This is a genomic window from Brevibacillus sp. GCM10020057 (genome assembly GCF_042683565.1).
Taxonomy (GTDB): domain Bacteria; phylum Bacillota; class Bacilli; order Brevibacillales; family Brevibacillaceae; genus Brevibacillus.
Window position 1 is genome coordinate 55919 of the sequence record NZ_JBHUJW010000012.1, and the last position, 24527, is coordinate 80445.

At 56.4% G+C, this 24527-nt stretch carries 28 protein-coding genes; 6 read left to right on the forward strand and 22 right to left on the reverse strand.

The features are described 5' to 3' along the window. Positions 1 to 106: 106 nt before the first annotated feature. The 3 genes from ACFSO0_RS04745 to ACFSO0_RS04755 are packed head-to-tail and all read right to left on the reverse strand — an operon-like array spanning position 107 to position 2223. Entirely contained in the window at positions 107 to 1051 is a 945-nt protein-coding gene (locus ACFSO0_RS04745; RefSeq protein ID WP_376877084.1) for a 3'-5' exoribonuclease YhaM family protein, read from the reverse strand. Between the two features lie 18 nt (positions 1052 to 1069). Then, the gene (locus tag ACFSO0_RS04750; RefSeq protein ID WP_376877087.1) at positions 1070 to 1606 is read right to left on the reverse strand and encodes a YkvA family protein; all 537 of its coding nucleotides are present in this window, start codon (positions 1604 to 1606) and stop codon (positions 1070 to 1072) included. After that, a complete protein-coding gene (locus ACFSO0_RS04755) occupies positions 1603 to 2223 on the reverse strand; it encodes a DedA family protein (RefSeq protein ID WP_376877187.1) in 621 nt (206 codons plus the stop codon). The genes ACFSO0_RS04750 and ACFSO0_RS04755 overlap by 4 nt, the downstream gene beginning before the upstream one ends. Positions 2224 to 2514: 291 nt before the next feature. On the opposite strand from ACFSO0_RS04755, the gene ACFSO0_RS04760 reads away from it, so the two are divergent. Beyond that, positions 2515 to 3000: a DUF2062 domain-containing protein gene (locus ACFSO0_RS04760; RefSeq protein ID WP_376877090.1), complete on the forward strand. Its 486-nt coding sequence runs from the start codon at positions 2515 to 2517 to the stop codon at positions 2998 to 3000. Between the two features lie 174 nt (positions 3001 to 3174). Here the strand turns inward: ACFSO0_RS04760 and ACFSO0_RS04765 are convergent, their stop codons facing one another. Both ACFSO0_RS04765 and nadE read right to left on the reverse strand, forming a co-directional pair. Further along, entirely contained in the window at positions 3175 to 3396 is a 222-nt protein-coding gene (locus tag ACFSO0_RS04765; protein ID WP_376877093.1) for a hypothetical protein, read from the reverse strand. A gap of 94 nt (positions 3397 to 3490) precedes the next feature. Beyond that, complete coding sequence (nadE, locus tag ACFSO0_RS04770) at positions 3491 to 4243, reverse strand: NAD(+) synthase (protein WP_376877096.1); 753 nt, start codon at positions 4241 to 4243, stop codon at positions 3491 to 3493. A gap of 148 nt (positions 4244 to 4391) precedes the next feature. Here nadE and map point away from each other — a divergent pair, with 148 nt between their 5' ends. The 3 genes from map to ACFSO0_RS04785 all read left to right on the forward strand — a co-directional run bounded on the left by map (position 4392) and on the right by ACFSO0_RS04785 (position 6946). After that, the gene (gene map / locus ACFSO0_RS04775) at positions 4392 to 5138 is read left to right on the forward strand and encodes a type I methionyl aminopeptidase (RefSeq protein ID WP_376877099.1); all 747 of its coding nucleotides are present in this window, start codon (positions 4392 to 4394) and stop codon (positions 5136 to 5138) included. Between the two features lie 169 nt (positions 5139 to 5307). Then, the gene (locus tag ACFSO0_RS04780; RefSeq protein WP_376877102.1) at positions 5308 to 6345 is read left to right on the forward strand and encodes an LLM class flavin-dependent oxidoreductase; all 1038 of its coding nucleotides are present in this window, start codon (positions 5308 to 5310) and stop codon (positions 6343 to 6345) included. 4 nt (positions 6346 to 6349) lie between these two features. Then, entirely contained in the window at positions 6350 to 6946 is a 597-nt protein-coding gene (locus ACFSO0_RS04785; RefSeq protein ID WP_376877105.1) for a TetR/AcrR family transcriptional regulator, read from the forward strand. A gap of 170 nt (positions 6947 to 7116) precedes the next feature. Here ACFSO0_RS04785 and ACFSO0_RS04790 read toward each other — a convergent pair whose 3' ends face one another. The 11 genes from ACFSO0_RS04790 to ACFSO0_RS04840 all read right to left on the reverse strand — a co-directional run bounded on the left by ACFSO0_RS04790 (position 7117) and on the right by ACFSO0_RS04840 (position 15340). After that, positions 7117 to 7293: a hypothetical protein gene (locus ACFSO0_RS04790; protein ID WP_376877108.1), complete on the reverse strand. Its 177-nt coding sequence runs from the start codon at positions 7291 to 7293 to the stop codon at positions 7117 to 7119. 153 nt (positions 7294 to 7446) lie between these two features. Beyond that, positions 7447 to 7797 carry a PspC domain-containing protein gene (locus ACFSO0_RS04795; protein ID WP_376877111.1) on the reverse strand — a complete coding sequence of 117 codons (351 nt, stop codon included), beginning with the start codon at positions 7795 to 7797 and terminating at the stop codon, positions 7447 to 7449. Between the two features lie 169 nt (positions 7798 to 7966). Then, entirely contained in the window at positions 7967 to 8593 is a 627-nt protein-coding gene (locus ACFSO0_RS04800; protein ID WP_376877114.1) for a flavin reductase family protein, read from the reverse strand. An 18-nt stretch (positions 8594 to 8611) separates the two neighbouring features. Further along, a complete protein-coding gene (locus tag ACFSO0_RS04805; RefSeq protein ID WP_376877117.1) occupies positions 8612 to 9772 on the reverse strand; it encodes a homogentisate 1,2-dioxygenase in 1161 nt (386 codons plus the stop codon). A gap of 21 nt (positions 9773 to 9793) precedes the next feature. After that, the gene (locus tag ACFSO0_RS04810; RefSeq protein ID WP_376877120.1) at positions 9794 to 10723 is read right to left on the reverse strand and encodes a fumarylacetoacetate hydrolase family protein; all 930 of its coding nucleotides are present in this window, start codon (positions 10721 to 10723) and stop codon (positions 9794 to 9796) included. Positions 10724 to 11053: 330 nt separating this feature from the next. Next, positions 11054 to 11950: an RluA family pseudouridine synthase gene (locus tag ACFSO0_RS04815; protein WP_376877123.1), complete on the reverse strand. Its 897-nt coding sequence runs from the start codon at positions 11948 to 11950 to the stop codon at positions 11054 to 11056. A 213-nt stretch (positions 11951 to 12163) separates the two neighbouring features. Further along, complete coding sequence (locus tag ACFSO0_RS04820; RefSeq protein ID WP_376877126.1) at positions 12164 to 12865, reverse strand: MBL fold metallo-hydrolase; 702 nt, start codon at positions 12863 to 12865, stop codon at positions 12164 to 12166. Continuing rightward, positions 12862 to 13506 carry a TetR/AcrR family transcriptional regulator gene (locus ACFSO0_RS04825; protein ID WP_376877129.1) on the reverse strand — a complete coding sequence of 215 codons (645 nt, stop codon included), beginning with the start codon at positions 13504 to 13506 and terminating at the stop codon, positions 12862 to 12864. The genes ACFSO0_RS04820 and ACFSO0_RS04825 overlap by 4 nt, the downstream gene beginning before the upstream one ends. Positions 13507 to 13718: 212 nt before the next feature. After that, positions 13719 to 14240 (reverse strand): thiol peroxidase, encoded by a 522-nt coding sequence (gene tpx / locus ACFSO0_RS04830; protein ID WP_376877132.1) that lies wholly within the window; start codon positions 14238 to 14240, stop codon positions 13719 to 13721. Between the two features lie 86 nt (positions 14241 to 14326). Continuing rightward, complete coding sequence (locus ACFSO0_RS04835; protein WP_376877135.1) at positions 14327 to 14860, reverse strand: hypothetical protein; 534 nt, start codon at positions 14858 to 14860, stop codon at positions 14327 to 14329. A gap of 48 nt (positions 14861 to 14908) precedes the next feature. After that, positions 14909 to 15340 (reverse strand): gamma-glutamylcyclotransferase family protein, encoded by a 432-nt coding sequence (locus ACFSO0_RS04840; protein WP_376877138.1) that lies wholly within the window; start codon positions 15338 to 15340, stop codon positions 14909 to 14911. Between the two features lie 159 nt (positions 15341 to 15499). On the opposite strand from ACFSO0_RS04840, the gene ACFSO0_RS04845 reads away from it, so the two are divergent. Beyond that, positions 15500 to 18946 (forward strand): pyruvate carboxylase, encoded by a 3447-nt coding sequence (locus ACFSO0_RS04845; protein WP_376877141.1) that lies wholly within the window; start codon positions 15500 to 15502, stop codon positions 18944 to 18946. Positions 18947 to 18994: 48 nt separating this feature from the next. Continuing rightward, positions 18995 to 19960: a hypothetical protein gene (locus ACFSO0_RS04850; protein WP_376877144.1), complete on the forward strand. Its 966-nt coding sequence runs from the start codon at positions 18995 to 18997 to the stop codon at positions 19958 to 19960. A gap of 166 nt (positions 19961 to 20126) precedes the next feature. Here the strand turns inward: ACFSO0_RS04850 and ytfJ are convergent, their stop codons facing one another. The 6 genes from ytfJ to ACFSO0_RS04880 all read right to left on the reverse strand — a co-directional run bounded on the left by ytfJ (position 20127) and on the right by ACFSO0_RS04880 (position 24495). Beyond that, positions 20127 to 20576 (reverse strand): GerW family sporulation protein, encoded by a 450-nt coding sequence (ytfJ, locus tag ACFSO0_RS04855; RefSeq protein ID WP_376877147.1) that lies wholly within the window; start codon positions 20574 to 20576, stop codon positions 20127 to 20129. Between the two features lie 154 nt (positions 20577 to 20730). After that, the gene (locus tag ACFSO0_RS04860) at positions 20731 to 21393 is read right to left on the reverse strand and encodes a DUF2953 domain-containing protein (RefSeq protein WP_376877150.1); all 663 of its coding nucleotides are present in this window, start codon (positions 21391 to 21393) and stop codon (positions 20731 to 20733) included. Positions 21394 to 21455: 62 nt separating this feature from the next. Further along, positions 21456 to 22436, reverse strand: coding sequence for an S-layer homology domain-containing protein (locus ACFSO0_RS04865; RefSeq protein ID WP_376877153.1), 981 nt, complete (start codon positions 22434 to 22436; stop codon positions 21456 to 21458). A 158-nt stretch (positions 22437 to 22594) separates the two neighbouring features. Continuing rightward, positions 22595 to 23242 carry a spore cortex-lytic enzyme gene (sleB, locus tag ACFSO0_RS04870; protein ID WP_376877156.1) on the reverse strand — a complete coding sequence of 216 codons (648 nt, stop codon included), beginning with the start codon at positions 23240 to 23242 and terminating at the stop codon, positions 22595 to 22597. A 110-nt stretch (positions 23243 to 23352) separates the two neighbouring features. Then, a complete protein-coding gene (locus ACFSO0_RS04875; protein WP_376877159.1) occupies positions 23353 to 24213 on the reverse strand; it encodes a DUF421 domain-containing protein in 861 nt (286 codons plus the stop codon). A 78-nt stretch (positions 24214 to 24291) separates the two neighbouring features. After that, positions 24292 to 24495 carry an alpha/beta-type small acid-soluble spore protein gene (locus tag ACFSO0_RS04880; protein ID WP_007717155.1) on the reverse strand — a complete coding sequence of 68 codons (204 nt, stop codon included), beginning with the start codon at positions 24493 to 24495 and terminating at the stop codon, positions 24292 to 24294. Between the last annotated feature and the right edge of the window lie 32 nt (positions 24496 to 24527).

Sequence of the window (24527 nt, forward strand, 5' to 3'; positions counted from 1 at the left end):
TTTGCGAAAGTGCATCTCTTCCAAAAGACGGTAACAGCGCCAGAAACGTTTCTGCCGAAACAAAAATGGCCGCCTGCTCCCGATGCAGACGGCCAGTGCGACTGGCTTAATAGCCGCGCCATACTTTTCTGCGAAGAACGCCCGCGTAGGCCCACTCTTCCTCGCCCGCATCCGCGAGCGTCTGGCCCAAGGCATTCATTTTGCTGTCGATCTGGTCCAGGTAGTGGAAAAGCACAGCGGTAGGCGTCTTGCCGGATACCGCGCTCCCCCAGCCGTTTTCCACTTCGCCGTGATGGCTGAGGATGCAATGCTTCAAGTGTAAAACTTCCGCGTCTCCCAGCGGTATGTCCAGCTTGCGGCAGATGCCGCTGACGATTTCCGCGCCCATTACCAAATGTCCGATCAGTTGGCCCGGCGTCGTGTAGTCCGGCGCAATCGGGTCGGACAGCTCGTACAGCTTGCCGATGTCATGCATGATACACGTAGCATACAGGACATCCCTGTCGACCTGCGGATAAAGGGGCAAAAGCCGCTCCGCAGCCGTGAGCAGCGAGACGATGTGCTCGAGCAGGCCGTGGTAATAGTTGTGGTGCATTCGCACGCCTGCAGGATAGTGGCGCAGCCTCGTGCTGATCACCTCATCGGCAAGCGCTTCTTCGACGATGCTCCGCAGCGTCTTGCTCTGCAGGCTCTGGACCTTGGCTGACAGCTTCTCCCAAAGCTCATTGACTGGTACAGGAGAAACGGGAACGAGCGACTCCATCTGCACCTCGTCAGCCGCAGTGGCGGGGCGGATACGCTGGATGACCAGCTGCTTTTTCCCCCGGTAATTTTGCACAATGGCATCGATCTTGACCACCGATTTGACGGCGATCGCTTCCTTCATCTCCGGGCTGACGTCCCACAACTTCGCCATGATCGTACCGGAGCGGTCGCCCAGTTCCAGATTGAGATATTCGCTCTGGTTGCTCGCGATCCCCGCTTCCTTTGCTTTTACCAGGCAGAACGCCACGACCCGTTCCCCTTCCTGATACTCCGTCAAATATCGCATCTCGTCTCCCATCCCCGCCTATTTTTTTCTGAACAGCGTCTCTTCCAGCTTTTTGACGATTTTTTTGCCGACCAGATCGTCCGCCGACTTGACGACCTTGGTGATGACCGAAAGCAAATCATCCTGCCCGTTCCAATGCTCGCGCACGACTGCCTCGTCCACGTCCACGAGAATGCGCCGCAGCGCGTAAACTGCCAGTATCACGTCGTCGAGAAGGCCTAAGCCTCCGACGATCACTTCCGGGATGAAATCGACAGGCGCGATAAAATAGGCCACTGCGACTCCAGCGACCGCTTTCGCCTGGACGCTGACGCGCTTGTCCAGCATCAGCCGCGCGAGCAGCACGAACAGGTCCGGCGCGAGCAAAATATAGCTGGCTGCTGTCTCATTTACACCCTTGTCCCGGATGAATGCTTCGATTTTTTCCCGCAGTTTGTCGTAGAATCGCTGGTGCTTTTCCGGCAGCTTGACAGGAACCAGCTCTGCCGGCTGGCGCAAGGCCGGCAATTGCGGCGAGGTGCCACTCTCTTCCCTTTTCGTATCTTCCTCGTTCATTGCGATTCCTCCCGTTTCGGTTTTCTCGCCGCCTGACGGAGGTGGCGAAGGTACGACCCGATTGCGATGATTACCAGCACACCCAAGAAGAAAATAGCGAGATTCCGGGACAGGGAAGCAAATACTTCTTCCCAGCGCTCCCCAAGCTGCCAGCCGACCGTGACGAACAGGAGGCTCCAAAAAAGCCCGCCTGCGTACGTGTACAGCATGAAGCCGGGAAACGGCAACCGGGTAATTCCCGCAAAATAAGCGGTGAACTGCCTGACCCCCGGGATGAAATAGCCCACAGGCAGGGCCCACTTGCCGACCCGATTAAACCAGTCCTCCGTCTTCTTGTAGACGGCATATCCCATTCCCAGCCGCTTGCCGTAGCGTTCGAGAAAGGCATAACCGAGCGTTCTGCCAATCCAGTAGGCTGCCGTCATCGCCGACACCGAACCGAAATAGCAGACGAGCAGGGTAGGCCAATATTCCAGTTTGCCCAAGGAGACGAGAAAACCGGAAAATACGAGCAGCGTTTCTTCTGGCAGCGGCATTCCCAGAATCCCCAGAAAAAACAGACCAAACAAAGCTCCGTATCCATACTGCGTAATATATCCGCCAAAAGACGACATCATCTCTTCCACATTCGTCACCACTTTTCCGGCATGTCCGCCTCCTCCCCATTATGCCAAAAGACAGCACCTTTCTCAAATCTGGCAGTTGACTTTATTTTCTGGCCGAGATACGTTTTACCTGGGTCACGATCACAGAAAAAGACAGGAAGATGTCACACCGTTTTTGTTCTGCATGAATAAACATTTTGTAGAAAAATGCTGAAATCATGGACAAGTGCCGTGGCTTTCCAAACGTCGATTCGTTATAATGAAAGCAGATAAAAGAATCGGAAAAAACGAGGGACAGGCCGGATGTGGAAAAAAATATACCGCAAGTTGAAGTTTGAATACTACAAGCTGATTCGCATGAAGGGTGCTCCTTCATTTGTCGCTCGGGGTTTTTCCGTCGGCATTTTTGTCGAATTCATTACATTGCCTACTTTTGGTTTGGCATTTCTCTTGCTGTTTCCGCTGATTAAACTGTTTCGGGCAAGTCTGCCTGCCGGCCTGATTGCTTTCGTCATCGGCAAGCTCGTTTTGCCTGTCTTCATGGTCATCAACTACAAGCTCGGCTATGCGATCGTCGGCAGGCCAGTCAACGAACATTTCGTTCACGGCGGCATGCCGCCCTGGGAGAAGTGGCTGCTCTGGATGAAAGACAAAGGGCTTGCCTACTTTACCGGCAGCGCGGTCGTCGGCTTTGTCGTCGCCATTGCCAGCTATTTTCTCGTCTATGCAGCGCTGCAGCTGTACCGCCGAAAAAAACTGCGCCGCTCCGTCTCCCGCTCCACCTCCTGACCGGGGGCGCGGACGCACTCTGCCCGCTCTGCGAAACTAACCACGGCTTTGCCTTGCTTGCGGGCATGCAAAGCCTTTTTCATGTCTCTTGGCTTGCCCATACGAAAAAAGACCGGCTCTGACTGCCGCAGCGTCAGACCGGTCTTTTCATTTTGTGCCAGTTTGTGCGTGTACTTATGCGAAGTAGCCTTTATCCCGCAGTTGCTCCATGATTTCAGCAACGGTCAAGTTTTGTTTCAACAGCTCCAAGGTTACTTCCACTTGCTCCGGGGACAGGCCGTTCGCGCCCAGGCTTTCTCTGATCAACACGATGTTAGGGCGACGGAAATACGTTTGCAACGTACGCTTCACGCGTCCTTCCAGACTTGTTCTCAGCATCAACTCTGTCGTCGACATCTGTTCCACCTCTTTCTCAGAAAGATTTGTGCGTAACCTTTATTATCCTACAAAAACGCCCAGGAAGCAACTGTTGGCTCGCATCGCCAGCCCGTTATATTTCCGGCATCATGGTGCGCTTGTGCTCGGAAATGCGATGCAGGTACTCGATGCGCTCTCTCGCTTCCGATCTCGTCTCGCCAGTAATCAGCAGTCGATCGAGATCTTCGTAGGTAAAGCCCATTTCCTGCTCGTCTGTCTGTCCTTCCCACAAATCAGCGGACGGTGCCTTCGTGATGATCGACTCCGGCACGCCCAGCTCGGCCGCGAGAATCCGTACTTCGTGCTTGGTGAGACTGGCCACCGGATTGATGTCTGCCAGTCCGTCCCCGCCTTTCGTCATGTATCCCACATAAATTTCGCTGCGGTTGCACGTATCCACGACGAGATACCCTTTCTGGTTGGCGATCGCGTACAAGGCTGTCATGCGCAGCCGCGCCTTCGTATTGCCCCTGGTCTTGGCGTCCAGCGGCAGCACGCTCTCAATCGCAGGCACGATTGCATCGAAAGCCGCGCCGACATCGACCGTCACCAGATTCAGACCGATGGCCTCCGCCAGTCGCTTCGCATCTTCCGCATGCACGTCCATGGAATAGGCAGGCAGCCAGACGCCGATCACCCGGTCTCGCCCCAATGCGCGGACGCACAGTGCGGCTGTCACGGCGCTGTCAATCCCGCCGGAAATGCCCACGACGGCTCCGCCCAAACCCGGTCCGTCAATCTGCTCGCGGATAAAAGCAACGCGCTTTTCCAGATCTTCTTTTACATGTATCTGATAGTTCGCCAGATGTTCCTGAAACTTGTCCATCACACCTACCCCCAGCTCGATTCATTCTTCCTCATCCTACCACGCTGTTTTCACGGTGGCAATTAGCCGGAAATGGGTCTACACTATATACTGTAGGATGCAATGCAGAAAACTGCTGCCAAGAATAGCACGGACAAGGAGAGAATCGATGATCATCCTCAAGACACCCGAAGAAATCGAACTGATGCATGCCGCGGGCAAAATACTGGCCGCTTGCCATCGGGAAATCAGAAAGCTGATCCGTCCCGGCGTGTCCACCTGGGACATTGACCAGTTCGTAGAAGAATTTTTGGCCAAACACGGGGCTACCCCCGAGCAAAAAGGATATTCCGGTTATCCCTATGCGACCTGTGGCTCCGTCAACGACGTCATTTGCCACGGGTTTCCGAAGAAGGAGCCGCTGAAAAACGGCGATATTGTCACCATCGACATGGTCGTGCGCAAAGACGGCTGGCTCGCCGATTCCGCGTGGTCGTACGAAGTCGGCACGGTGTCTCCGGAAGCGAAACGGCTGCTGGAGGTCACGGAAAAATCGCTTTATCTGGGCATCGAGCAGGCCGTCGTCGGCAACCGCATCGGCGACATTTCGCACGCGATCCAGACGTACGCGCAAGCCAACGGCTACTCGGTCGTGCGCGACTTTACCGGCCACGGCATCGGCAAAGAAATGCACGAAGAGCCGTACGTGCCGCACTTCGGCCCTCCAGGACGGGGCCAGCGACTGAAGGAAGGCATGGTCATCACGATCGAGCCGATGCTAAACATGGGTACGTACCATGTCAAAATCGACGAGGACGGCTGGACAGCCCGCACGCGCGACGGCAAGCTCTCCGCGCAGTACGAGCACACCATTGCCATTACGGCGGATGGGCCGCTGATTTTGACGGCACAATAAAAGGACAGACCCAAACACCTTCGAGCGGAATGCCAGGAGGTGTTTTTGCTTTTTCGCCAATGTGCTCCCCCGAACACCGAAACCTTGACACCTGCAGGCGCGATTCGTATGATGCAGATACATTTGTTACTGACTGGTAACAAACACCTTCAAAGGAGGTTTTTCATACATGTCTGAAACTGCGAATGAACGCCGCACGTCCAAACAGCTTCGGGATATTCGCCTGTCCGTGCTCGACCTGGCCCCAATCGTGGAGGGCAGCAACGCCGCCGAGTCGTTCAAGAAAAGCATGGATCTCGCCCGGCACGTGGAGAAGTGGGGCTATTACCGTTTCTGGCTGGCCGAGCATCACTCCATGCCCAGCGTCGCCAGCTCGGCTACCTCGATCCTGATCGGGCATATTGCCGGCGGCACGACCACGCTGCGCGTCGGGGCAGGCGGGATCATGCTTCCGAATCACGCTCCGCTGGTCATCGCGGAACAGTTCGGCACCCTGGAATCGCTGTATCCCGGACGGATCGATCTCGGCCTGGGACGAGCTCCCGGCGCAGACCAGCGCACTGCTCGGGCATTGCGCCGCGACCTGCGGATCGGCGGAGATGATTTCCCCGAGCTTCTGCAAGAGCTGCGCGACTATTTGCAGCCGGGCCCAGGCGGTCCTCCCGGCGGCGTTCGGGCCATTCCGGGGGAGGGGCTAAGCATCCCGATCTGGCTGCTCGGCTCCAGCGACTTCAGCGCGCGCCTCGCCGGACTGCTTGGGCTGCCTTTTGCCTTCGCCGGACACTTTTCGCCCAACTACATGTTGCCTGCCTTGCAGACGTACCGAAACAGTTTCCGCCCTTCCGAAGTGCTCGCGCAGCCTTACGCCATGGTCGGCGTCAACGTGATGGCAGCGGATACGGACGCACAGGCAGAGCGGCTGGCCACTTCCCACTACCAGGCGTTCCTGAACATCATCCGCGGCGACCTCAAGCCGATTCAGCCTCCAGTCGACAATATGGATGCGCTGTGGAGCGAGTTTGAAAGGCTGTCCGTACAATCGCAGCTGCGCGCTTCGATCATCGGTAGCCGCGACACCGTGAAAAAAGGACTGCAGGAGCTGCTGGACACAACCCAGGCGGACGAGCTGATGATCACGACTTCCATGTTCGATCATGCCGACCGGCTGCGTTCCTACGAGATCGTCGCCGATGTCTGGAAGGCGTAACGGCATGACAGAAGGCAAACGCACACGCATTCCGCGGGAGCAGGCGCAGGAGATCATCCTGAACGCCGCCGAAGAGCTGTTTTACCAGGAGGGGATTCATGCGGTCAGCGTCGACGCCGTGGTGGAACGGGCGGGCATCAACAAGATGAGCGTATATCGCCAGTTTTCCTCCAAGACCGAGCTGATTCTCGCCTACATGGCGCGAAAACAGCAATCCTTTTGGGCCGACTGGGCAAACAGCCTGGCCAGGCATCCAGGCCAGCCAAGGGAACAGCTGATCCAGTTTTTCCGCGATCTGGCCGCCAAGACGACCCGTCCTGACTGTCGGGGGTGCTGCTTCCTCAACGTCGCGGTCGAATTTCCCGATCCGGCCCATCCCGTGCGTCAGCTCGTCGCCGCCCATCAACAGCGCTTGCACGACTGCTTGCTCGAGATGGCTGTCGCGCTGGGGGCCGTCCATCCGCCCGAGCTGGCCTATACCTTGCGCCTGCTGATGGAAGGCGCGTATGCAGACAGCCAGACATTCGGGACCGAAAACGCCGCTATCGGAATGCTGCCCGCCATCGTGGAAAAGCTGATCGACTCGTCCTTGCCGAATTGACCGCCCCGTCTGTCCGAATCATCTGCAAGAGGTTATGCCCATGCAAAAAAGTGGCTTGCTGCAGGTTGCTTCCCCTGCATCAGCCACTTTTTCCATTTTTTCTGTTCGGCAAGCGAAACCGCCCTGCTCAAGCGGCAGGCTGCAAACATCGCCCTATGCCCCGCTCACGCTCAGGTGCGCGCACTGGCCGCAATTTTTTTGTCGTTCATCATGGCTTCCAGGTCCTGGATGTCTTTTTCCAGCTCGCGGATGTCTTCTTCAATCAGCTTTTTCAAATGCTGTTTTTCCCGCAAGATTTTCCGCGTCTGCTCCAGACGCTGGTTCAAATCGAACACGCCAAGATACACTGCCTTTCCCTCCCTATGTACATATTTCCACCTTACATGTTATGCACCCGTTCCCTTTTGTTTCCACATCCCGGGCGACAGACATGCCTTTTTCGCAAAAAAAGACTTCCCTTTTGTCTGTAAGGAAGTCTTTGGTACGTTTTGCTCGCCGCGCTATATGTTTTTGTACTTGCCCAGCTCGGCTCGCAGGCGCTGCACCTCTTGCACCAGCGCCCGTTTTTCCAGACGGTCGATCTCCGCATCCAGGTCGTTCATCCGCTCGCGGCTCGGGTAGGGCCGCTCGTACGCGTCGAAGCCATCCACCGCATAGGACCAGCTTGGCTCTTTGGGCATGATCATCGCCAATAGCAAATAAATCAGGATCGGCACCCCGGTACATACGGTCAAGATCACAACTCCTACGCGCACCAGCGTCGAGTCGATCCCCAGAAACCGGGAGATCCCCCCGCAGATCCCAAACAACCGCTTGTCTTGCTGTGAACGATACAGACGTCTTTCCATCATCGCATTCCTTCCTCTCTGCTATACCGCTTGCCTTGTATATACAGAATACCCGGCGGCGTCCTTTCGCAAAATGGCCCGTAGAGGGATTTGTCCTCCGACCCGGGACGGAGATCAATACTTCTTTCATGCGATAGAGGCTTGTGTAAAAACCCGGCTGCGCGGCTGACGATCACTTCCGGTTTCGCAGCGGGTCGTACACCGGACGCGGACGATCAAACATTTCTCCCAATGTCGCGTAGCTGTGCCCGGCCAGCCGACTGACCGGGGCAAAGGCTGCTGCGTCGATTTTTCCCATTTGATACAGCGCATCTTCCACGTGGACGTGAACGACTTCCCCGATAATGAGGTCAGAGGAAACCGGGCTGCCCAGCTCGACGATCTGCTGGAGCCTGCATTCAAAATGGATGCGCGACGCTCCCAGCCGGGGCACCTTGACCCTAGCTGCGGGCAGCAGCTCAAGTCCAAGTGCTTCTGCTTCGCTCACGTCAGGAGGGTAGTCGGCGGATGTCAAGTTCACCACATCCACATTGTGTACATCTACCATGTTGACGACGAACTCGCCGGTCTCCCCGATGTTGCGGGCCGTGTCCTTGCGCTCTCCGCCCGGCCTTCGCATAACCGCGACCGAGACCATCATCGGCTCGATGCTCGCCACGTTAAAATAGCTGAACGGCGCAGCGTTGACCAGTCCGCTTGCGTCCATCGAAGTCACCCAGGCGATCGGGCGCGGGATGATGCAGCCGATGAGCAGCTTGTATTTCTCCTGACGTTCCAATGCAGAGATGGTGAATTCCATCCGTATCTCTCCTCTTTTCTAATCGCGTGGCGGCAGCCAGCTCGACATGTACGCCCCGTCCTCCACTTCCAGCGCCTGGCGCGTCACCTTCAGCGGCCGGAACGTATCGAGCATGACAGCCAGCTCGGCCGTTTCCTTTTTCCCGATGCTGTCTTCGATCTTGCCCGGATGCGGGCCGTGCGGAATGCCCATCGGATGCAGCGTAATCGAGCCTTCGTAGATGCCTTTTCTGCTCATGAAGTTGCCTTTGACATAGTACAGCACCTCATCGCTCTCGACATTGCTGTGGTAGTAGGGCGCCGGAATCGCCTGGGGATGGTAGTCGTACAGTCGCGGGACGAACGAGCAGATGACGAAGTTTTGCCCGGCGAACGTCTGATGCACGGGCGGCGGCTGATGGATGCGGCCCGTGATCGGCTCGAAGTCGTGGATGCTGAGCGCGTACGGATACAAATAGCCGTCCCAGCCCACGACGTCGAACGGATGGAAGTCAAAAAAGTAGCTGTACACCGCAGACTGCCTTTTGACGCGCACCTCGAACTCCCCGCTCTCGACATGTGTATCAAGTCGCTCCGGTACGCGAATGTCCCGCTCGCAAAAGGGTGAGTGTTCCAGCAGCTGGCCGTGCTCGTTGCGGTATCGTTTTGGCGGCACGATTTCATTTTGCGACTCGATGACGAGAAAACGGCTTTGCTCGGCTGGCACGATCCGGTACGTGGTGCCGATGGGAATGACCAGGTAATCGCCGGGCTGATACGTCAGCGTGCCGAAGATCGTCTGCAGCTCTCCTGTGCCTTCGTGAACAAAGACGACCTCGTCGCCGTCCGCATTGCGGTAAAAGTAGTCCATCGGCTCTGTCGGCGCGCAGACGCCCATGAGCACGTCGTCGTTTCCCAGCAGGTAGTGGCGCCCGCCGATCGGATCGCCGCCCGGCTGCACATTAAAGGTCTTGAAATGCTGGTGCTTCAACTCGTCCTGGGGCACAAACTCAAGGTGAATATCCGCGAACTTGCGGGTCGAGCGCACCTGAGTCGGCGGATGGTGGTGGTACAAGATCGACTGAATCCCGGAAAAGCCTTTCGTCCCCATGACCTGCTCGCGGTAAAGCTCCCCGTTCGGCTTGTAGAACGTCGTATGGCGTTTTTGCGGCACTTCTCCCATGCGAAGATAAAACGGCATGAAGCTCCCTCCCTCTCTCATCTACTCACTGATTCGATTGCGCAAGATGCCGAGCCGCTCAACTTCCAGCTCGACGACATCGCCGGGAGCCAGCCAACCAAAGCGGTCTGCTCCCAGCTCCAGAATGCAGCCGGTCCCCACTGTCCCGGAACCGATGACGTCGCCGGGGTACAGCGGGCAATCGGCTGATGCCCGTGCGATCATTTCCGCGAACGTATAGTGCAAATCTTGCAAATTCCCCCGCGAATACTCTATGCCGTTGACTCTGGCGACCATTTGCAGATTGTGGCGGTCTCCGCGCTCTGTCGCGATCCGGGCGCTCTCCAGCTCATCCGGCGTCACCAGCCACGGCCCCATGGAGGTGGCAAAATCTTTGCCCTTTGCCGGCCCCAGCCCGACCTTGACTTCCTCCCGCTGAATGTCGCGCGCACTCCAGTCATTGAGGATGCAATAGCCCGCGATGTGTTCGCCAGCCCGCTCTACCGGAATGTCGACGCCTCCTTTGCCGATGACGCAGGCGACCTCCAGCTCGTAGTCCAGCCAGCGGGTCGCTTTTGGCCTGCGGATGACCGCTTCCGGGCCGGTAAAGGCTGCCGCGTTGGAAAAGTAAAAGACCGGAAAATCATACCACTCCGGGACCATGGGAAGTCCGCGCTGGGCGCGGGCCGTTTTGACATGCGCCTCGAAAGCGTAAAAGTCGCGGAAGCTGCCGGGGCGCGGGAGAGGCGAACCCAGTTGGACGTCCTCCACCGACAAGCTCTGTTCGCGCCAGCTATTGCCCGCTGCCGCTTCCGCGAGCTTCGCGCTCCACACCTCCCACTCCCCGAGCAGCTCCGGCATCGTATCGGGAGCACCGGGAAGCAACTGGGCTGCCGCCACCACGCAGCCATCCTCGACCACTCCTGCCCTCCAGGCGTCCCCGGACGCTTTTCGATAGGAGACGAGCTTCATGGAATCACTCCTTTTCCCACTCCAGACCTGCTGATTTGTAGACGGCAAAAAGCCCAGCTCACCCCCAAGCCGATTCGGTTGCATGACAAAGAAAGGGTCTCCCCGTTGTCAAACGTTCCGAAACATGCGTCAGGCGCGAGCTGGGCTCTGTCAGCTATGTGAGAAAAATCTTGTGGACCTTCCCCCGCAAACAAACCAGCTGTCATAAAAATCGTTTCTGCTGTCTGGAATTCACTTCTTCTTTTCATCATATCGAAACCGCTTACATTTTTCCAGAGGAAAATGCTCGATTTTTTCCTCGCGCATTTCCATCGCCGCGGCGGCGAACATCTACCCGAAAAACTTCTGTGCCAGCGTGCTCATATCCGCAGGCAAAGGCTCCGTGATCTCCATCGCGGCTCCGCTGCGCGGATGCACAAACGACAGGCGATGAGCGTGCAAGGCTTGTCTGCCGATCAACTCCCGGCTTCCTCCGTACAAGTCGTCTCCTGCCAGCGGATGTCCCAGACTGCTTAGATGGACGCGGATTTGGTGCGTCCGGCCCGTGCCGAGCACAAGCTCTACAAGGCTCATGCCGCAGCCGCGCGCAAGAACGCGAAAATGGGTAACCGCCGACTGCCCATCCGGGCGCACCTGCCGGGTTATGAACGAGCCTTCGGCAAGTCCGATTGGCGCATCGATCGTCCCTTCATCCGGCTGAACGTCGCCTTCCGCGATTGCCTGATAGGTGCGATGCAGCGTGCGTTCCTGCTGCATCCGGCTGAACTGCTCGTGCGCCCACTGGTTTTTGGCGACGATCAATAGCCCGGACGTGTCCTTGTCCAGCCTGTTCACGGCGCGAAACCGCCGGTGCTCGCCTCGCTTCTGCCAGTAAGCGATGACGCCGTTTGCCAGCGTTCCCCCCGCGTGATTGCCTGTCGGGTGCACGACCAGTCCGGCCGGCTTGGCAATCACCATCAAATCGTCGTCTTCATAGCGGATGGCGAGCGGCATTTCCTCGGGCGCCACCGACTCCTCCTCATCCTCCCTGACCATCACTGCGATTTCGTCTCCGGGCTGCAAAATTTCGTTGACGAACACGTGCTGCCCGTTGCGGGTGATGAGTCCTTTGAACTTGGCCCGAATCAGCAGTCTGCGGGATACCCCGAAGCGCTTTTGCAGCACCTCCCGGACCGTCTGCCCGGCATCGGCGTCCTCTGCCGTAAATCGTATCAGTTCTTCCAGCATGTTGTCTCTCCTTTAGGTCTTCCCTGTTGACAGTATACCAAAAAGAACAAAACCCGTCCGCAGCGCGAAAGGTTTTCCGACACGCATGGGTCCGGCGCTTTCCAGGACGCAAAAAAAGCCGGGACACTGCACCCGACCTGCGTAAATTGTGCCAATGATTTGAATAAAATGGCGGTAATAGCCGAGACCTGCTCCAATGGTGAATAGCTCATTCTACTGTTTCCACACGCTGTCCGGAATGGCATACGCTGCAGCTGTCCTCTCCAAATACGCGTCCAGCTGCTCGGCCGGATTTTTCACCGGCTTCCCGTGGCATATCTCCAGATGGACGGGGCGCAGCTCGCGCAGGATCAGGCTGCTTTTCACTGCTTCGGTCATGTCGGCTGTAAACATGGGCATTGGGCGGTGCAGCTTGCCGCCTTTCGACGTGAACAAGTCGCCCGCGAGCAGCACCCGGTCTTCTTCATGGTAGTAGACGACGTGCCCCGGAGCGTGGCCGGGCGTATGATAAGGCACAAGCCCGCCGATCGTTTCCAGCCTGCCTTCATCCGCCTCCCGCAGCGGTTGGACGACGCCAGGCATAACGGTAACCTCCGCCTTTTTGCGGCGCGGATAAGGCAGCTTCCCTTCCATATAGGGGATTTCGTCTGCGTGGACGTACACAGGGACCTTTCTTGCCTGCAGAATGCGCTTCACCGCGCCGACGTGATCGGAGTGACCGTGCGTCAGCAAAATTTGCTTGAGCGGCCCGGCATTCAATTGGTCGAGAAATGACAAGATGCCTTTTGCCATGAACGGCATGCCAGCGTCGATCAAGGTAACGCCGTCCGGTTCGACCACGACCCAGACGCGAAACGGAATGACCAGCCACGTCGAGAGGCTCCAGACGCTTTGAGAAATTTGCTCGACTTTCATCCTTCCCTCACACCTCTTTCTATCGTTTGTTTGCAGCCGGCCATCACGACCTCCACCCCCAGATCGAAGGTCGGAGCCAGCCTTTCCAGGAGCTGTTCCAGCGACTCTTCTGAATGCGTATACGTCCCGACGATCCCGTGCAGCATGTAAAAATAGATGCGGGCGTGGGCCAGCGCCAGATCTTCTCCTGCTGGCTGCGGCAAGCATTGCAGCAGAGCCTTTTGCAGGAGATCAAACAGCTTCGTCCGCAGCTGCTGCAGCTCGGCTGTCGGTTCGGCCTGCACGTCGATGCGAGACGCCTTCACCATGAAAAATACGGTGTACATGGTGCGATGACGCAAGCAAAATTCGATAAACAGCCGGCTGACCAATTTCAATCTCGCTTCAGGCAACAACTGCGGGTCTGCGATCACGTCCTCCATCTGCTGGCGCAACGATTGCAGCGGCCCGATAGACAGTTGGTGCAGCAGTGCTTCCTTGTCTTGGAAGTAAATGTAGAGCGTCGTATGAGAGCAGCCGGCCGCCTTGGCGATCTCCCGGATGGATACGGCGTCAAAGCCTTTTTCGGAAAACATCCGGGCAGCTGCGGCCAATATCGCTTTTTTGGTTTCCTCAGAACGCAATTCCTGTCTGCTTGCCATGATGTGGACACTCCTTACTGCATGAGTTGAACTTTTTCCTAACCAGAGGAAACTAACCATTGGTAATAACATAACCACTGGTTATAAAATAGTCAATACCCGTTCTTTAAGCCGACATAATATGGGCCTGCGACCTGTTCACGTAAAAAAATCCCTCCGTCGTCCGCAGACGAGAGAGGGATTCGGTCTTTCGCTATTTGACTGCTTCCCGCTTACTTCGCAGCTTTTGCAGCCTCGATCGCAGCTTCGTAGTTTGGATGCTCGCCAGCAGCCGGTACGTACTCGACATACACGACTTTGTCGTTGGAATCGATGACGAATACAGCGCGGGACAGCAGGCGGAATTCTTTGATGGCTACGCCGTATGCAGTACCAAAGGACAGGTCTTTGTGGTCAGACAAGGTTTTCACTTTGTCGATGCCAGCAGCTCCGCACCAGCGGTTTTGCGCGAAAGGCAGGTCAACGGAGATCGTCAGGACAGTGACGCCGTCCAGTTTCGCCGCTTCCTCGTTGAAACGGCGAGTTTGCGCATCGCAAACGCCCGTGTCAATGGACGGAATGACGGAGATGATGCGTACCGTTCCTTTGGAATCAGCCAGCGTTACAGGGCTCAGGTCGCCGCCTACTACCGTGAAGTCAGGAGCCTTGTCGCCCACTTTGATTTCCGGACCCAGCAAAGTGACAGGGCCACCTTTGAATACGAATGCGCCTTGGCGCTCTACAGCAGTTGTCATGATTTCTTCCTCCTCACCAATCATTCATATGTACCTTCTCATCATACCCTATCAGCCGCTTTTTTTCACTATGCCAATAGTAGAAATTACAGATTCAGTTGCACTTTTCCCGAGGGAGCCGACTCTACCATCTCGATGCTCTTCACTTCATGCTCGTACTCCCAGTTTGTTTTCTCGTTGAGCTCGTGGCAGCGCATCAAGGCGTGGTAGAGCGCGAAGACGAAGTGGACGTTTTTTAATTCGTAGCGACTGGCGAGTGTCTTGGGCAGGGCCGTGTTGATGATGTGGATCTGGTAGGTCGCTTTTTTCGCCTTTTGCTTGACCGGGACGATGTAGCCCATCCGTTTCAGGACGAAGCCGTAGTCAAACTGTCCCGCGTCGTCAAAGTCAAAGGTTTCGTCCGATGTGGCCAAATACTCCAGCAAAGTGCCCAAATCAAGCAGGTCGCAGCCAGCAGGCTTGGGCATGGACAGAACAGAGCCGTCACTGTTTACAAAGTAAATATGGTCGCGGTAATGAAAAATCAACTCATCCTTTGGCACTTCATCCGGGAACATCCAATGACTGGATGGAATCAACAGGCGCCACACCCGGGCAGGAGCCTCATTCAGCAATTCCATGGCAGGGTCCCTCCTTTTCCCTACCAGTTTTGGCAAAAGCATCGTCCGCTATTCAGCCCGCTCCCCTAGCATATAGCTGCGCCAGTCGCCATCCGCTACACGAATCCCCTGCCGTCTGACGTAAGCCTCGTCCAGATAGCGGTAGACGTAGGCCCTCACCACTTCCCCCGTTCCGGACTGCACTGCCTGTACCTCTATGCGGTCGTATTCGTTGCGCGGGTCGTTCGGTCCAAAGTAGGTCTCCAGCTTGTCCAGTCCGGCGAGCGCTTTCTCGTATGCGTCGGGAGCGAAATACAGGAGTGCGCCGACGACCTCATCTTCCCCTGCCAGCAAACCCGGATACCCTTGCGGCAGATGATAGATTTCCCCTCTGATCTTGGCAGGAACGGCTTGATGGGCGTACGGCTTTACATACCATTCATGGTTTTGAAATCCTTGCAGGAGCGTTCCGTACACAAATACGGGCAGCGGCTGTCTCACAAATGATCCCTCCGTTTTTGAATAGACACGACTGGCTGTCAGGAAAAAAGTCTGTTTTGTGTAACTTGGATTTTGTATATTGTAATTATATATATTTTTCTCAATTGTATCGAACAAGCTTTTTCATCGTGTCTACATGGATAAAAGGGGAGAGAAACCATGCAAAAGAGAAAGATCAACCGATTACTGGTGGCGAACCGGGGAGAGATTGCGATCCGTATTTTCCGTGCCGCTACCGAGCTTGGAATCCGCACCGTGGCGATTTACTCGGAGCAGGACAACGTCTCGATTCACCGGTTCAAGGCGGACGAGTCCTACCTCGTCGGTGCCGGCAAAGGCCCGATTGAAGCCTATCTGGACATCGAAAGCATCATCGAGATCGCCAAACGCAACGATATCGACGCAATTCACCCCGGCTACGGCTTCCTCGCCGAAAATGCCGAATTCGCGAAACGCTGCCAGGAAGAAGGAATCATCTTCATCGGTCCCTCCCCTGAACTGATTGAGAAGTTCGGCGACAAGGTCGAGGCGAGACGACTGGCGATCGAGGCGAACATCCCCGTCATTCCCGGGACGCCGGAGCCGATCGAGTCGCTGCAGGAAGCGCTGCTGTTTGCAAAAGAATACGGCTACCCGATCATCATCAAAGGGGTATCCGGAGGCGGCGGGCGCGGCATGCGCATCGTGCGCAGCCAGGACGAACTGCAGGATGCGCTCGATCGGGCACGCTCCGAAGCCCGTTCCTCGTTTGGAAACGCAAAAGTGTATCTGGAGCGTTACCTGGAGCAGCCCAAGCATATCGAGGTGCAAATTTTGGGCGACAACCACGGCAACATTGTCCACCTCTACGAGCGCGACTGCTCCGTACAGCGCCGCCATCAAAAAGTGGTGGAAGTAGCCCCCAGCCAATCGCTTGACGACGCGCTGCGCCGCGAAATTTGCCAGGCGGCACTGACCTTGATGCAAAAGGCCGGCTATTCCAACGCGGGCACCGTGGAGTTTTTGCTCACGCCGGACAAACGCTTTTATTTCATTGAAGTCAACCCGCGCATTCAGGTCGAGCATACCATTACCGAGCTGATCACGGGAATCGATATCGTCCAGGCACAAATCCGCATCGCCGAAGGACATGCCCTCTCCGACGCGGAAATCGGCATCGCCTCGCAGGATGCCGTCACGATGAACGGTTACGCCATCCAGTGCCGCGTGACGACGGAGGACCCGGAAAACAACTTCCTGCCGGACGCGGGACGTCTTCTGGCATGGCGCTCCGGCGGCGGCTTCGGCGTCCGTCTCGACGGCGGCAACGGCTACCCGGGCGCGATCATTACCCCGTTCTACGATTCGCTGCTGGTCAAAATCTCGACCTACGGCGCCAGCTTCGATCAGGCAGCACGCAAAATGCTGCGGACCTTGCGGGAATTCCGGATTCGCGGCGTGAAGACGAACTTGCCGTTTCTGGAAAACGTCGTCACCCATCCTGACTTTTTGAGCGGCAACTACGACACTTCCTTTATTGATACGAAGCCCGAACTGTTCAGTTTCCCCGGCAGACAGGACCGCGGGACGAAGCTCTTGTCCTACATCGGCAATACCATCGTGAACGGACATCCGGGCCTCGGCAAGCCGGAGAAAAAGCCGCACTTCGACTCTCCGCGCATCCCGCGCACGCCGTTCAGCCAGCCTTATCCGGACGGCACGAAGCAGATTCTCGAACGCGAAGGCGCCGACGGGCTGGTCAAGTGGATTCAGCAGCAAAAGCAGGTACTCATCACGGACACGACGTTCCGCGATGCACACCAGTCGCTGTTTGCGACCCGCGTCCGCACGTACGACCTCGCCTCGGTGGCGGAAGCGACAGGCAAGCTGGGCGCAGGGCTTTTCTCCCTGGAAATGTGGGGCGGTGCAACGTTCGACACCAGCATGCGCTTCTTGCAGGAGTCGCCGTGGGAGCGGCTGCAAATCTTGCGCCAGCGCATCCCGAACATTTTGTTCCAGATGCTGCTGCGTGGGGCGAACGCCGTCGGCTACACGAACTATCCGGACAACGTCATCCAGTCGTTTGTCAAGGCAGCGGCGGAAAACGGCATTGATGTCTTCCGCATCTTCGACAGCCTGAACTGGCTGCCGGGCATGCAGACCGCCATCAACGCGGTGCGCGAGACGGGCAAAATCGCCGAGGCTTCCATCTGCTACACGGGAGACATTCTCGATCCGACGAAAACGAAATACACCTTGTCCTACTACGTCGATCTGGCGAAACAGCTGGAAAAGGCCGGTGCGCACATCCTCGCGATCAAGGACATGGCCGGCCTCCTGAAGCCGTACGCCGCCTACGAGCTGGTCCGCGCACTCAAGCAGGAGATCGGCATCCCGATTCACCTGCATACGCACGACACTTCCGGCAACGGCTCCGCGATGCTGCTCAAGGCCATCGAAGCAGGTGCAGACATCGTGGACGCCTGCGTCAGCTCGATGTCCGGCCTGACCTCGCAGCCAAGCCTGAACGGCCTGATCGCCAGCCTCGCTCACACTGAGCGCGACAGCCAGCTGTCCCTCGACGCGTTCAACAAGCTGGCGGATTACTGGGAGGACGTCCGCCCTTACTACCAAGGCTTCGAGAGCGGGATGAAAGCGAGCAACACCGAAGTATACGTGCACGAGATGCCGGGCGGCCAGTACACCAACCTCGAGCAGCAGGCCAAAGCCGTCGGGCTGGAAGGCCGCTGGGAGGAAGTCAAGCGCATGTATGCGGTTGTGAACCAGATGTGCGGCGACATCGTAAAAGTGACGCCTTCCTCGAAGGTTGTCGGAGATATGGCGCTGTTCATGGTGCAAAACAACCTCACCGAAGAAAACATCTGGGAAAAAGGAGCGCGTCTCGACTTCCCGGATTCCGTCATTCAGTTCTTCCAGGGCTTTCTGGGGCAACCGCCGGGAGGCTTCCCGAAAAAGCTGCAGGAGCTTGTGCTCAAGGGCTGCGACGCCTTTACCGCTCGCCCGGGCGAGCTGCTCGCCCCGGTCAACTTCGCACAGGTGGCGGCGGAGCTGGAAGAGAAAATCGGACGCGAGCCGAGCGAGCTTGATGTCCTCTCTTACATCATGTATCCGCAGGTGTTTTTGCAGTTCGACCAGCGCATGAAGGAGTACGGCGACCTGTCCGTATTGAACACTCCTACCTTCTTCTACGGGCTGCGTCCGGGAGAGGAGACGGCGATCACCATCGAACGCGGCAAAACGCTCATCATCAAGCTCGTCGCAGTCGGGGAGCTGCACCCGGACGGACGGCGCATCATTTACTTCGAGCTGAACGGACAGCCGCGGGAAATTTTCGTGCACGATCAGTCGGCGGTCATCAGCGAAAAGGCAAGACGCAAGGCCGATCCGCAAAACCAGGCGCATCTGGGCGCTTCCATGCCCGGAAAAGTGCTGAAGGTGCTTGTCTCCGAGGGCGACAAGGTGCGCAAAGGAGAGCACCTCTTGGTCAGCGAGGCCATGAAAATGGAAACGACCATCCAGGCTCCGGCAGACGGCAAGATCAAGACCGTATTCGTCAAGGCAGGAGAAGCGATCGAGACTGGCGATCTGCTCATTGAAATGGAATAACGATCCACTATAATGGGTGTAGAACTTCGGAAACAGGAGGTGAGCGGCATGAAAGTAAGCAAGATCAGCCATATCCCGTACAGCCATCGGGTTGGACGCTACCGTATTCAGATGGCTCAGGCGAAGCTGCAAGCCCCTGTCGACCCGATCGTCAGTTACAGCCTGCAACCGTTCTACACCCGTGAACAGCAGTGGATAACCGAGCTGTCTGCTTCCCTTTCGCGGCTCTACCGCTACTCGTCCGCTCTGGACCATGCCGCCCGCGAATTCGATCCGGAGCGCAGGAACAGCGCCGTCGGCCAACGTCTGGCCATCAGCTCGGACCCTGAAACGGCGACAGCAGAAGCCCGTTCCCATGCCCGGACGCGCCAGTACCTTCTGGATCACATCCGCGTGGCGCATCCCCGGACAAAGACGCCTTTGCCAGAGGGTAGCTCCTCTGACCTATCCGCCATGGCAGAGGTCGTCGTGGACGGCGTACCGCTGCGCTTCCCTGCCAACCAGTTTTCCCTCGGCAACGGAGAAGTGCAGGTACGTTTGCACCAGGACGGCACGGCTCCCGTCACTATTTCCGTCGTGCCGGATACGGATCGGATGTTGCGGCAAACACGGGTACTGGTGGATTGCTACAATCGGCTGCAAACGTTCCTGGACGAGCATGGCGCAACCATCAGCACGCAAAAGCTCGATACGTTCTCACGAGTCGCGCAAGCCGCAGGCGATACATTGCGCCGTTACGGCATTTCGCTGCAGGCCGACGGTCTTTTGACATTGGATGAAGCGCTGCTGCGTTCGACGGTGCAGGCTCGCCATGCGGAGTTTGTGGACGACATGAAAGGACTTTCCCAACAGTTTCGCGAGGAGATCCTCCGCGTGCAAAAGGTGCCGTCCGGCGCGTTTTCCCGCTCGTTCGACCATGTCGTCAGCGCCAAACCGTACCTTCGATCCTCGCCCGCAAGCTTGCGATACCTCCACGCAGCCAGCAAGGGCCTGTTTTTCAATGTGCTGTTTTGATTGTGAATCCCGCCCTTGCGAATTTTTCCATGGACTTCGACTCAAGGGCACACAAGTCTCATTTCACCGTCTTGTATCGGATCGAAATCGAATCCTTTCTTGTCTGGACGCAAAACAGGTACGCCGCAAAATCGGGCGTACCTGTTTTTGTTTGTGCGGCGCATCTTCAGCTGCGTTCCATCAGGTCTTCCAGATCGTTTTCTTCGAGCTTTACTGTCGTGGTGTGCATGGTCTGCTCGTCCTTCTTAAACATCGATTGCAACTTGTCTACAAATTGCGGCACCGAGTCCAAAATCCGGTCGTACAGATGGGTCGTGTTTTCCAACGGGATCGAACGAATGCCTTGCTTCCCTACCACGAGAAACGCTACCGGCGTGATCGAGACGCCGCCGCCGCTCCCCCCGCCAAACGGATACCCGATCGCACCCGGATGGTCCCGGTCGTACTGAAATTCGCTTCCCCCCGCCGCGAAGCCGAATCCTACCTTCGAGATGGGGAGGATGACGGAGCCGTCCGGGGTCTCCACCGGGTCCCCGATGATCGTGTTCACATCGACCATTTGCTTGATATTTTCCATCGCTGTCCGCATTAAGCCTTGAATGGGATGGTCTGCCATTACGATTTCCTCCCTTGTGGCTAACATACTTCTTCGGTATCGTTCTGCGATGTTAGCATCCCCACAAAGGAGAAAGAGTATGTACTCCTTCCGTTTGCTTGCGCCCTTTTCCTGCCGCTCGCTCTGGTTCTCCTTCCATTTTTTCAGCCTCCCCTCACGCTTCAGACGGCGCGCTACGCCACTTGCGCTCACGGCCTTTGCGCAGGCGGACGTACATTTTGGCCAGGACGACGAGGACGTGACCCAGCATCAGGTGGAGGTCGCAGTGAAAATTCGTGCGGATCAGCGCTTGATTCCACACTGGCTCTACGCTCAGCCTCGGGATGATGCGCAGCGAGATCGAGTGGGAGAGCACGCCGACGATCAGGCTTTTGACTCCCCAGACCACTCCTGTCAACGCGCCTGTCTCCGCCGCTTGCCCCGTTCCCATCCGCGTGTGCCATTCCAGGCGTGTACAACGGATTTTCCGAAACAGCTCATTGAACAGCGGATGCAGGTCGTGCACCTTGTCCAAAATCTCCCGATAGTTGTGGTACCATTTGTTCACCTGTTTGCGTGTGAGGTCTTTGATTTTTTCCGTCGTTTTCTGTTTTTGCAAAACCGTCTCCACCTTTGCCACCAGCTCCGGTCCAGCCTCTGATTGCTTCACGAACACCATGGGGATTTCGTATTTCCTGTGAATCAGGCGAAACCAGGCGGACACCTCGACGACTGCGTGATCGTTTTCTCCGACTCTGCCATAAAAGAGTGTGATCTGCACCGGTGTAACAAACAGCAACAGCATGAGGACAACCACCACGAGGATTATCCAAACCACAAAAAATCCCACCCTTCCCCCTTAGTATGAGAGGAAAGAGTGGAAAATATGTCCATCTGCCGTCAATCCAGTAAGTATACATTCACACCTTGTTTCATGCCGTAATTCTGCGCATCGCGTAGAGAAGGCAGGAACAGGTCCACATGGTGCTGCTTGACGGCGCCGCCGATATCTGCCGCCACTGCATAGCCATATCCGTCTATGTACAGATGGCTCCCGAGCGGAATGACACTCGGATCGACCGCCACAATTCCGGGGCGCAGTGGGTACTCCAGATAGGACAGGACCGTCGGATCGCTGGCGAAGCAATAGGCTGTCGTCTCTACGGTCAGCTTTTGACGATAGGCCGTCCCGTTTGCCAGCACTTTTGGTGCAGCCGTCTTGCTTTTCGGCTCGAGCAGATGAAGCGCAGCATACGTGGCCGCCTCTGCGCGCGTCATGGGTGCCAGCGGCTTGAGCGTCCCGTCCTGGTACGGGCTGACCAGCCGATGCTCCAGGGCGTACACGAGAGGCCGCTGATACGCCTCGCCTACGCTTCCTCCGTCCTTGTACATGGCCAGAGTCTGCATCGCTGCCGTCCAATTCACCTGATTCGCGGCTCCGCTCTCTCCCATGGAGCGGACCAGAATGGACACCAATTCTTCACGTGTCACTTGCTTGTCCGGATTCAAATAAACCCGGCTGCCCTTCTTTTGCCCATGGACGATTCCCAATCGGTATGCCGTATTCGCATAGGGCGCCAGCCAGCTGTCCGCCGGAATATCCGCGAAAGCAGATTCCGTCGTTTTGACCGGTTCGATCCCTTTTGCCTTTACGAACATCGTGATGAGTTCGCCAAGGGTCACCGGATCATCCGGCCGGAATGCTTCCATCTGGCCGACTGTCCCCGCTATGTATAATTTTTCAATCTCTTTTTCTGCCCAATGACCTGCAATGTCCACATACGGGGTAGAAGAATTCATCTCATTTGTCATTGCCTCTGCGACTGGCGTTCCCACGATCAACATGGCCGCCAGCGAGGCCAGGATCAGTACCTTCCTCATCATCGACCTCCGATATTACGATATGACACATCTTTCAAAATATTTTATCGAACCTGCGGGCAATTACAATGCACAATTGTTGCCAGTTCCCTGGACAAAAGAAAGCGCTCTTGAAGGGGCCAGCGGATCTGTCTGCCTTCAAGAACGCTTTTTTGCCGTTAGCGGGCGAAAATGTGCTTGCCGATTTGCTTGATCTGCGGGCGTGTCCAAATCCAGCCCGATGTCGCCGTATTCGGGTTGAAGTAGTACAGAGCCCCGTTGGTCGGGTCCCAGCCTCTCACCGCGTCCCAGGCAGCACGATAGGCAGTCGCATTCGGCGTCAGCCAGAATTGGCCGTCGTTTACGGATGTAAAGGCGTACGGCTCAAAAATCACCCCTTTGACCGTGGCGGGAAAATCACTGGAGCGCAGCCTGTTCATGACGACAGCCGCGACGGCTACTTGCCCCACATACGACTCCCCCCGCGCTTCCGCGTAGACCAATTGGGCGAGCAGTTGCATCTCCGTCTTGTTGACGGACACTTTTTTGAGCGTTTTCCAAGTCTGGGTTCCAGCCACGCCGTCAGCGGGCAGGCCGTATTTTCTTTGAAATTGTTTGACCGCACTTGCGGTATTGGCTCCAAATTTTCCATCCAGATCGTCTTTATACAGACCGAGTATTTGCAAGCGATACTGCAAATCCCATACATCGCCGTTCACGCTTCCTCGCTGCAGCGAAGCAGCTGCGAACGACTGCGCTGGCATCGCAATGACCACGATCAAAATGGCCATTAGCAAGGTAGTCAGCGTCTTTTTATGCCACAACATAAACGTCCCTCCTTACGCTGACATTCTACAAGCTGGCGAAAGAAGGTTCAATTCAAGCATTCTGGCAAAAGCGCCAATGGCTACCTCCGCGCTGGCCTGGCGCACAAACGTCAGCGCTTGTAGCGGGGCTGAATCTGCCGCAAAATTTCTTCCAGCTTCGTTGCACTCTCCTTGTACTTCGCCTGCAGCCGGGAATCTTGTTCAGCGTTGGCTTGCTGCTCCAGATCCTGCAGGCACTGCTTCAACGTCTCGTACGTCTCCTGAATGCGCGGCTTTTTCTTGTTACTGCCGGCATCGCTGAAAAAATCGAGGTACAGGTTGCCGCTCTCGTCCACCTGGGCGAGATAGACGTCTTCCACCGTCTTGTTGCGCTTCTTCAGCTCTGTTTCCAGCCATTCCTGGTTTTTCCCGATCGCAGCCAGCGGGATCTGCATGATTTTTCCATCCATGATGATCGTTTGCGGCGCTTTCGCCGGCGGCACGTTCAGTCCGAGTTGTCCCGGCGTGACGGGCTGCTGCTCGGACTTCAGCATGACCGTCAGCTCGCCGCTCGTCTCCATCATGGCGAATTCCACATCCGCGACACGAAAGACGTTTTTGATGCGCAGCTGCTCCAGCAAATCTTCAGAGGTCAGCTTTTCTTTGGCGAGATTGTTCTCCAATATTTTCCCGTCCTGAATGACGATGGTCGACTTTCCTTCCATCAGATCGCGGAACCTTTTGCTTTTCAGGGACAACCATTCGCTCAGTACGGGAAATGTGGCAAAGATGGTGAGAGAAATGATGCTGTGGTAAATAGGCCCGTCCATCTCAGTCGCCATGAAAGCCGCAATCGAACCAATGGTAATGCCGACTATGTACTCGATGTACGTGAGCTGGCGAATTTGTCTTTTGCCGATCATCTTGGTCAGGAGAAACAAATAGACCAGCGCTCCGAGTGAACGGACCGTTATGTTGAGCCAATCCGGCATTTTCTTTCCTCCTTTTGTATCCCGCAATCCAAAAAGGAAAGACACCCGCAGGTGCCTTTCCCCATCCAGCTTATTCAATTAACCACGACCAGCCAATTGTTGTTCAGCGAAGGAGACAAGACGCTTGGTAATCTCTCCACCAACCGAACCGTTTTGACGGGATGTGGTGTCAGGACCAAGCTGAACGCCGAATTCGGAAGCGATTTCGTACTTCAACTGGTCCAGGGCCTGATTCGCTTGCGGCACAACCAGGTTGTTACTGGATCTGTTGTTGTTAGCCATCTGTATCACCTCCTCTTCGTTTAGTAGCCTTA

Coding starts and splice junctions, on each gene's coding strand:
- ACFSO0_RS04745 (WP_376877084.1), bottom strand. CDS start 1,051: ATGCGATATTTGACGGAGTATCAGGAAGGGGAACGGGTCGTGGCGTTC.
- ACFSO0_RS04750 (WP_376877087.1), bottom strand. CDS start 1,606: ATGAACGAGGAAGATACGAAAAGGGAAGAGAGTGGCACCTCGCCGCAA.
- ACFSO0_RS04755 (WP_376877187.1), bottom strand. CDS start 2,223: ATGATGTCGTCTTTTGGCGGATATATTACGCAGTATGGATACGGAGCT.
- ACFSO0_RS04760 (WP_376877090.1), top strand. CDS start 2,515: ATGTGGAAAAAAATATACCGCAAGTTGAAGTTTGAATACTACAAGCTG.
- ACFSO0_RS04765 (WP_376877093.1), bottom strand. CDS start 3,396: ATGTCGACGACAGAGTTGATGCTGAGAACAAGTCTGGAAGGACGCGTG.
- nadE (WP_376877096.1), bottom strand. CDS start 4,243: ATGGACAAGTTTCAGGAACATCTGGCGAACTATCAGATACATGTAAAA.
- map (WP_376877099.1), top strand. CDS start 4,392: ATGATCATCCTCAAGACACCCGAAGAAATCGAACTGATGCATGCCGCG.
- ACFSO0_RS04780 (WP_376877102.1), top strand. CDS start 5,308: ATGTCTGAAACTGCGAATGAACGCCGCACGTCCAAACAGCTTCGGGAT.
- ACFSO0_RS04785 (WP_376877105.1), top strand. CDS start 6,350: ATGACAGAAGGCAAACGCACACGCATTCCGCGGGAGCAGGCGCAGGAG.
- ACFSO0_RS04795 (WP_376877111.1), bottom strand. CDS start 7,797: ATGATGGAAAGACGTCTGTATCGTTCACAGCAAGACAAGCGGTTGTTT.
- ACFSO0_RS04800 (WP_376877114.1), bottom strand. CDS start 8,593: ATGGAATTCACCATCTCTGCATTGGAACGTCAGGAGAAATACAAGCTG.
- ACFSO0_RS04805 (WP_376877117.1), bottom strand. CDS start 9,772: ATGCCGTTTTATCTTCGCATGGGAGAAGTGCCGCAAAAACGCCATACG.
- ACFSO0_RS04810 (WP_376877120.1), bottom strand. CDS start 10,723: ATGAAGCTCGTCTCCTATCGAAAAGCGTCCGGGGACGCCTGGAGGGCA.
- ACFSO0_RS04815 (WP_376877123.1), bottom strand. CDS start 11,950: ATGCTGGAAGAACTGATACGATTTACGGCAGAGGACGCCGATGCCGGG.
- ACFSO0_RS04820 (WP_376877126.1), bottom strand. CDS start 12,865: ATGAAAGTCGAGCAAATTTCTCAAAGCGTCTGGAGCCTCTCGACGTGG.
- ACFSO0_RS04825 (WP_376877129.1), bottom strand. CDS start 13,506: ATGGCAAGCAGACAGGAATTGCGTTCTGAGGAAACCAAAAAAGCGATA.
- tpx (WP_376877132.1), bottom strand. CDS start 14,240: ATGACAACTGCTGTAGAGCGCCAAGGCGCATTCGTATTCAAAGGTGGC.
- ACFSO0_RS04835 (WP_376877135.1), bottom strand. CDS start 14,860: ATGGAATTGCTGAATGAGGCTCCTGCCCGGGTGTGGCGCCTGTTGATT.
- ACFSO0_RS04845 (WP_376877141.1), top strand. CDS start 15,500: ATGCAAAAGAGAAAGATCAACCGATTACTGGTGGCGAACCGGGGAGAG.
- ACFSO0_RS04850 (WP_376877144.1), top strand. CDS start 18,995: ATGAAAGTAAGCAAGATCAGCCATATCCCGTACAGCCATCGGGTTGGA.
- ytfJ (WP_376877147.1), bottom strand. CDS start 20,576: ATGGCAGACCATCCCATTCAAGGCTTAATGCGGACAGCGATGGAAAAT.
- ACFSO0_RS04865 (WP_376877153.1), bottom strand. CDS start 22,436: ATGAGGAAGGTACTGATCCTGGCCTCGCTGGCGGCCATGTTGATCGTG.
- sleB (WP_376877156.1), bottom strand. CDS start 23,242: ATGTTGTGGCATAAAAAGACGCTGACTACCTTGCTAATGGCCATTTTG.
- ACFSO0_RS04875 (WP_376877159.1), bottom strand. CDS start 24,213: ATGCCGGATTGGCTCAACATAACGGTCCGTTCACTCGGAGCGCTGGTC.
- ACFSO0_RS04880 (WP_007717155.1), bottom strand. CDS start 24,495: ATGGCTAACAACAACAGATCCAGTAACAACCTGGTTGTGCCGCAAGCG.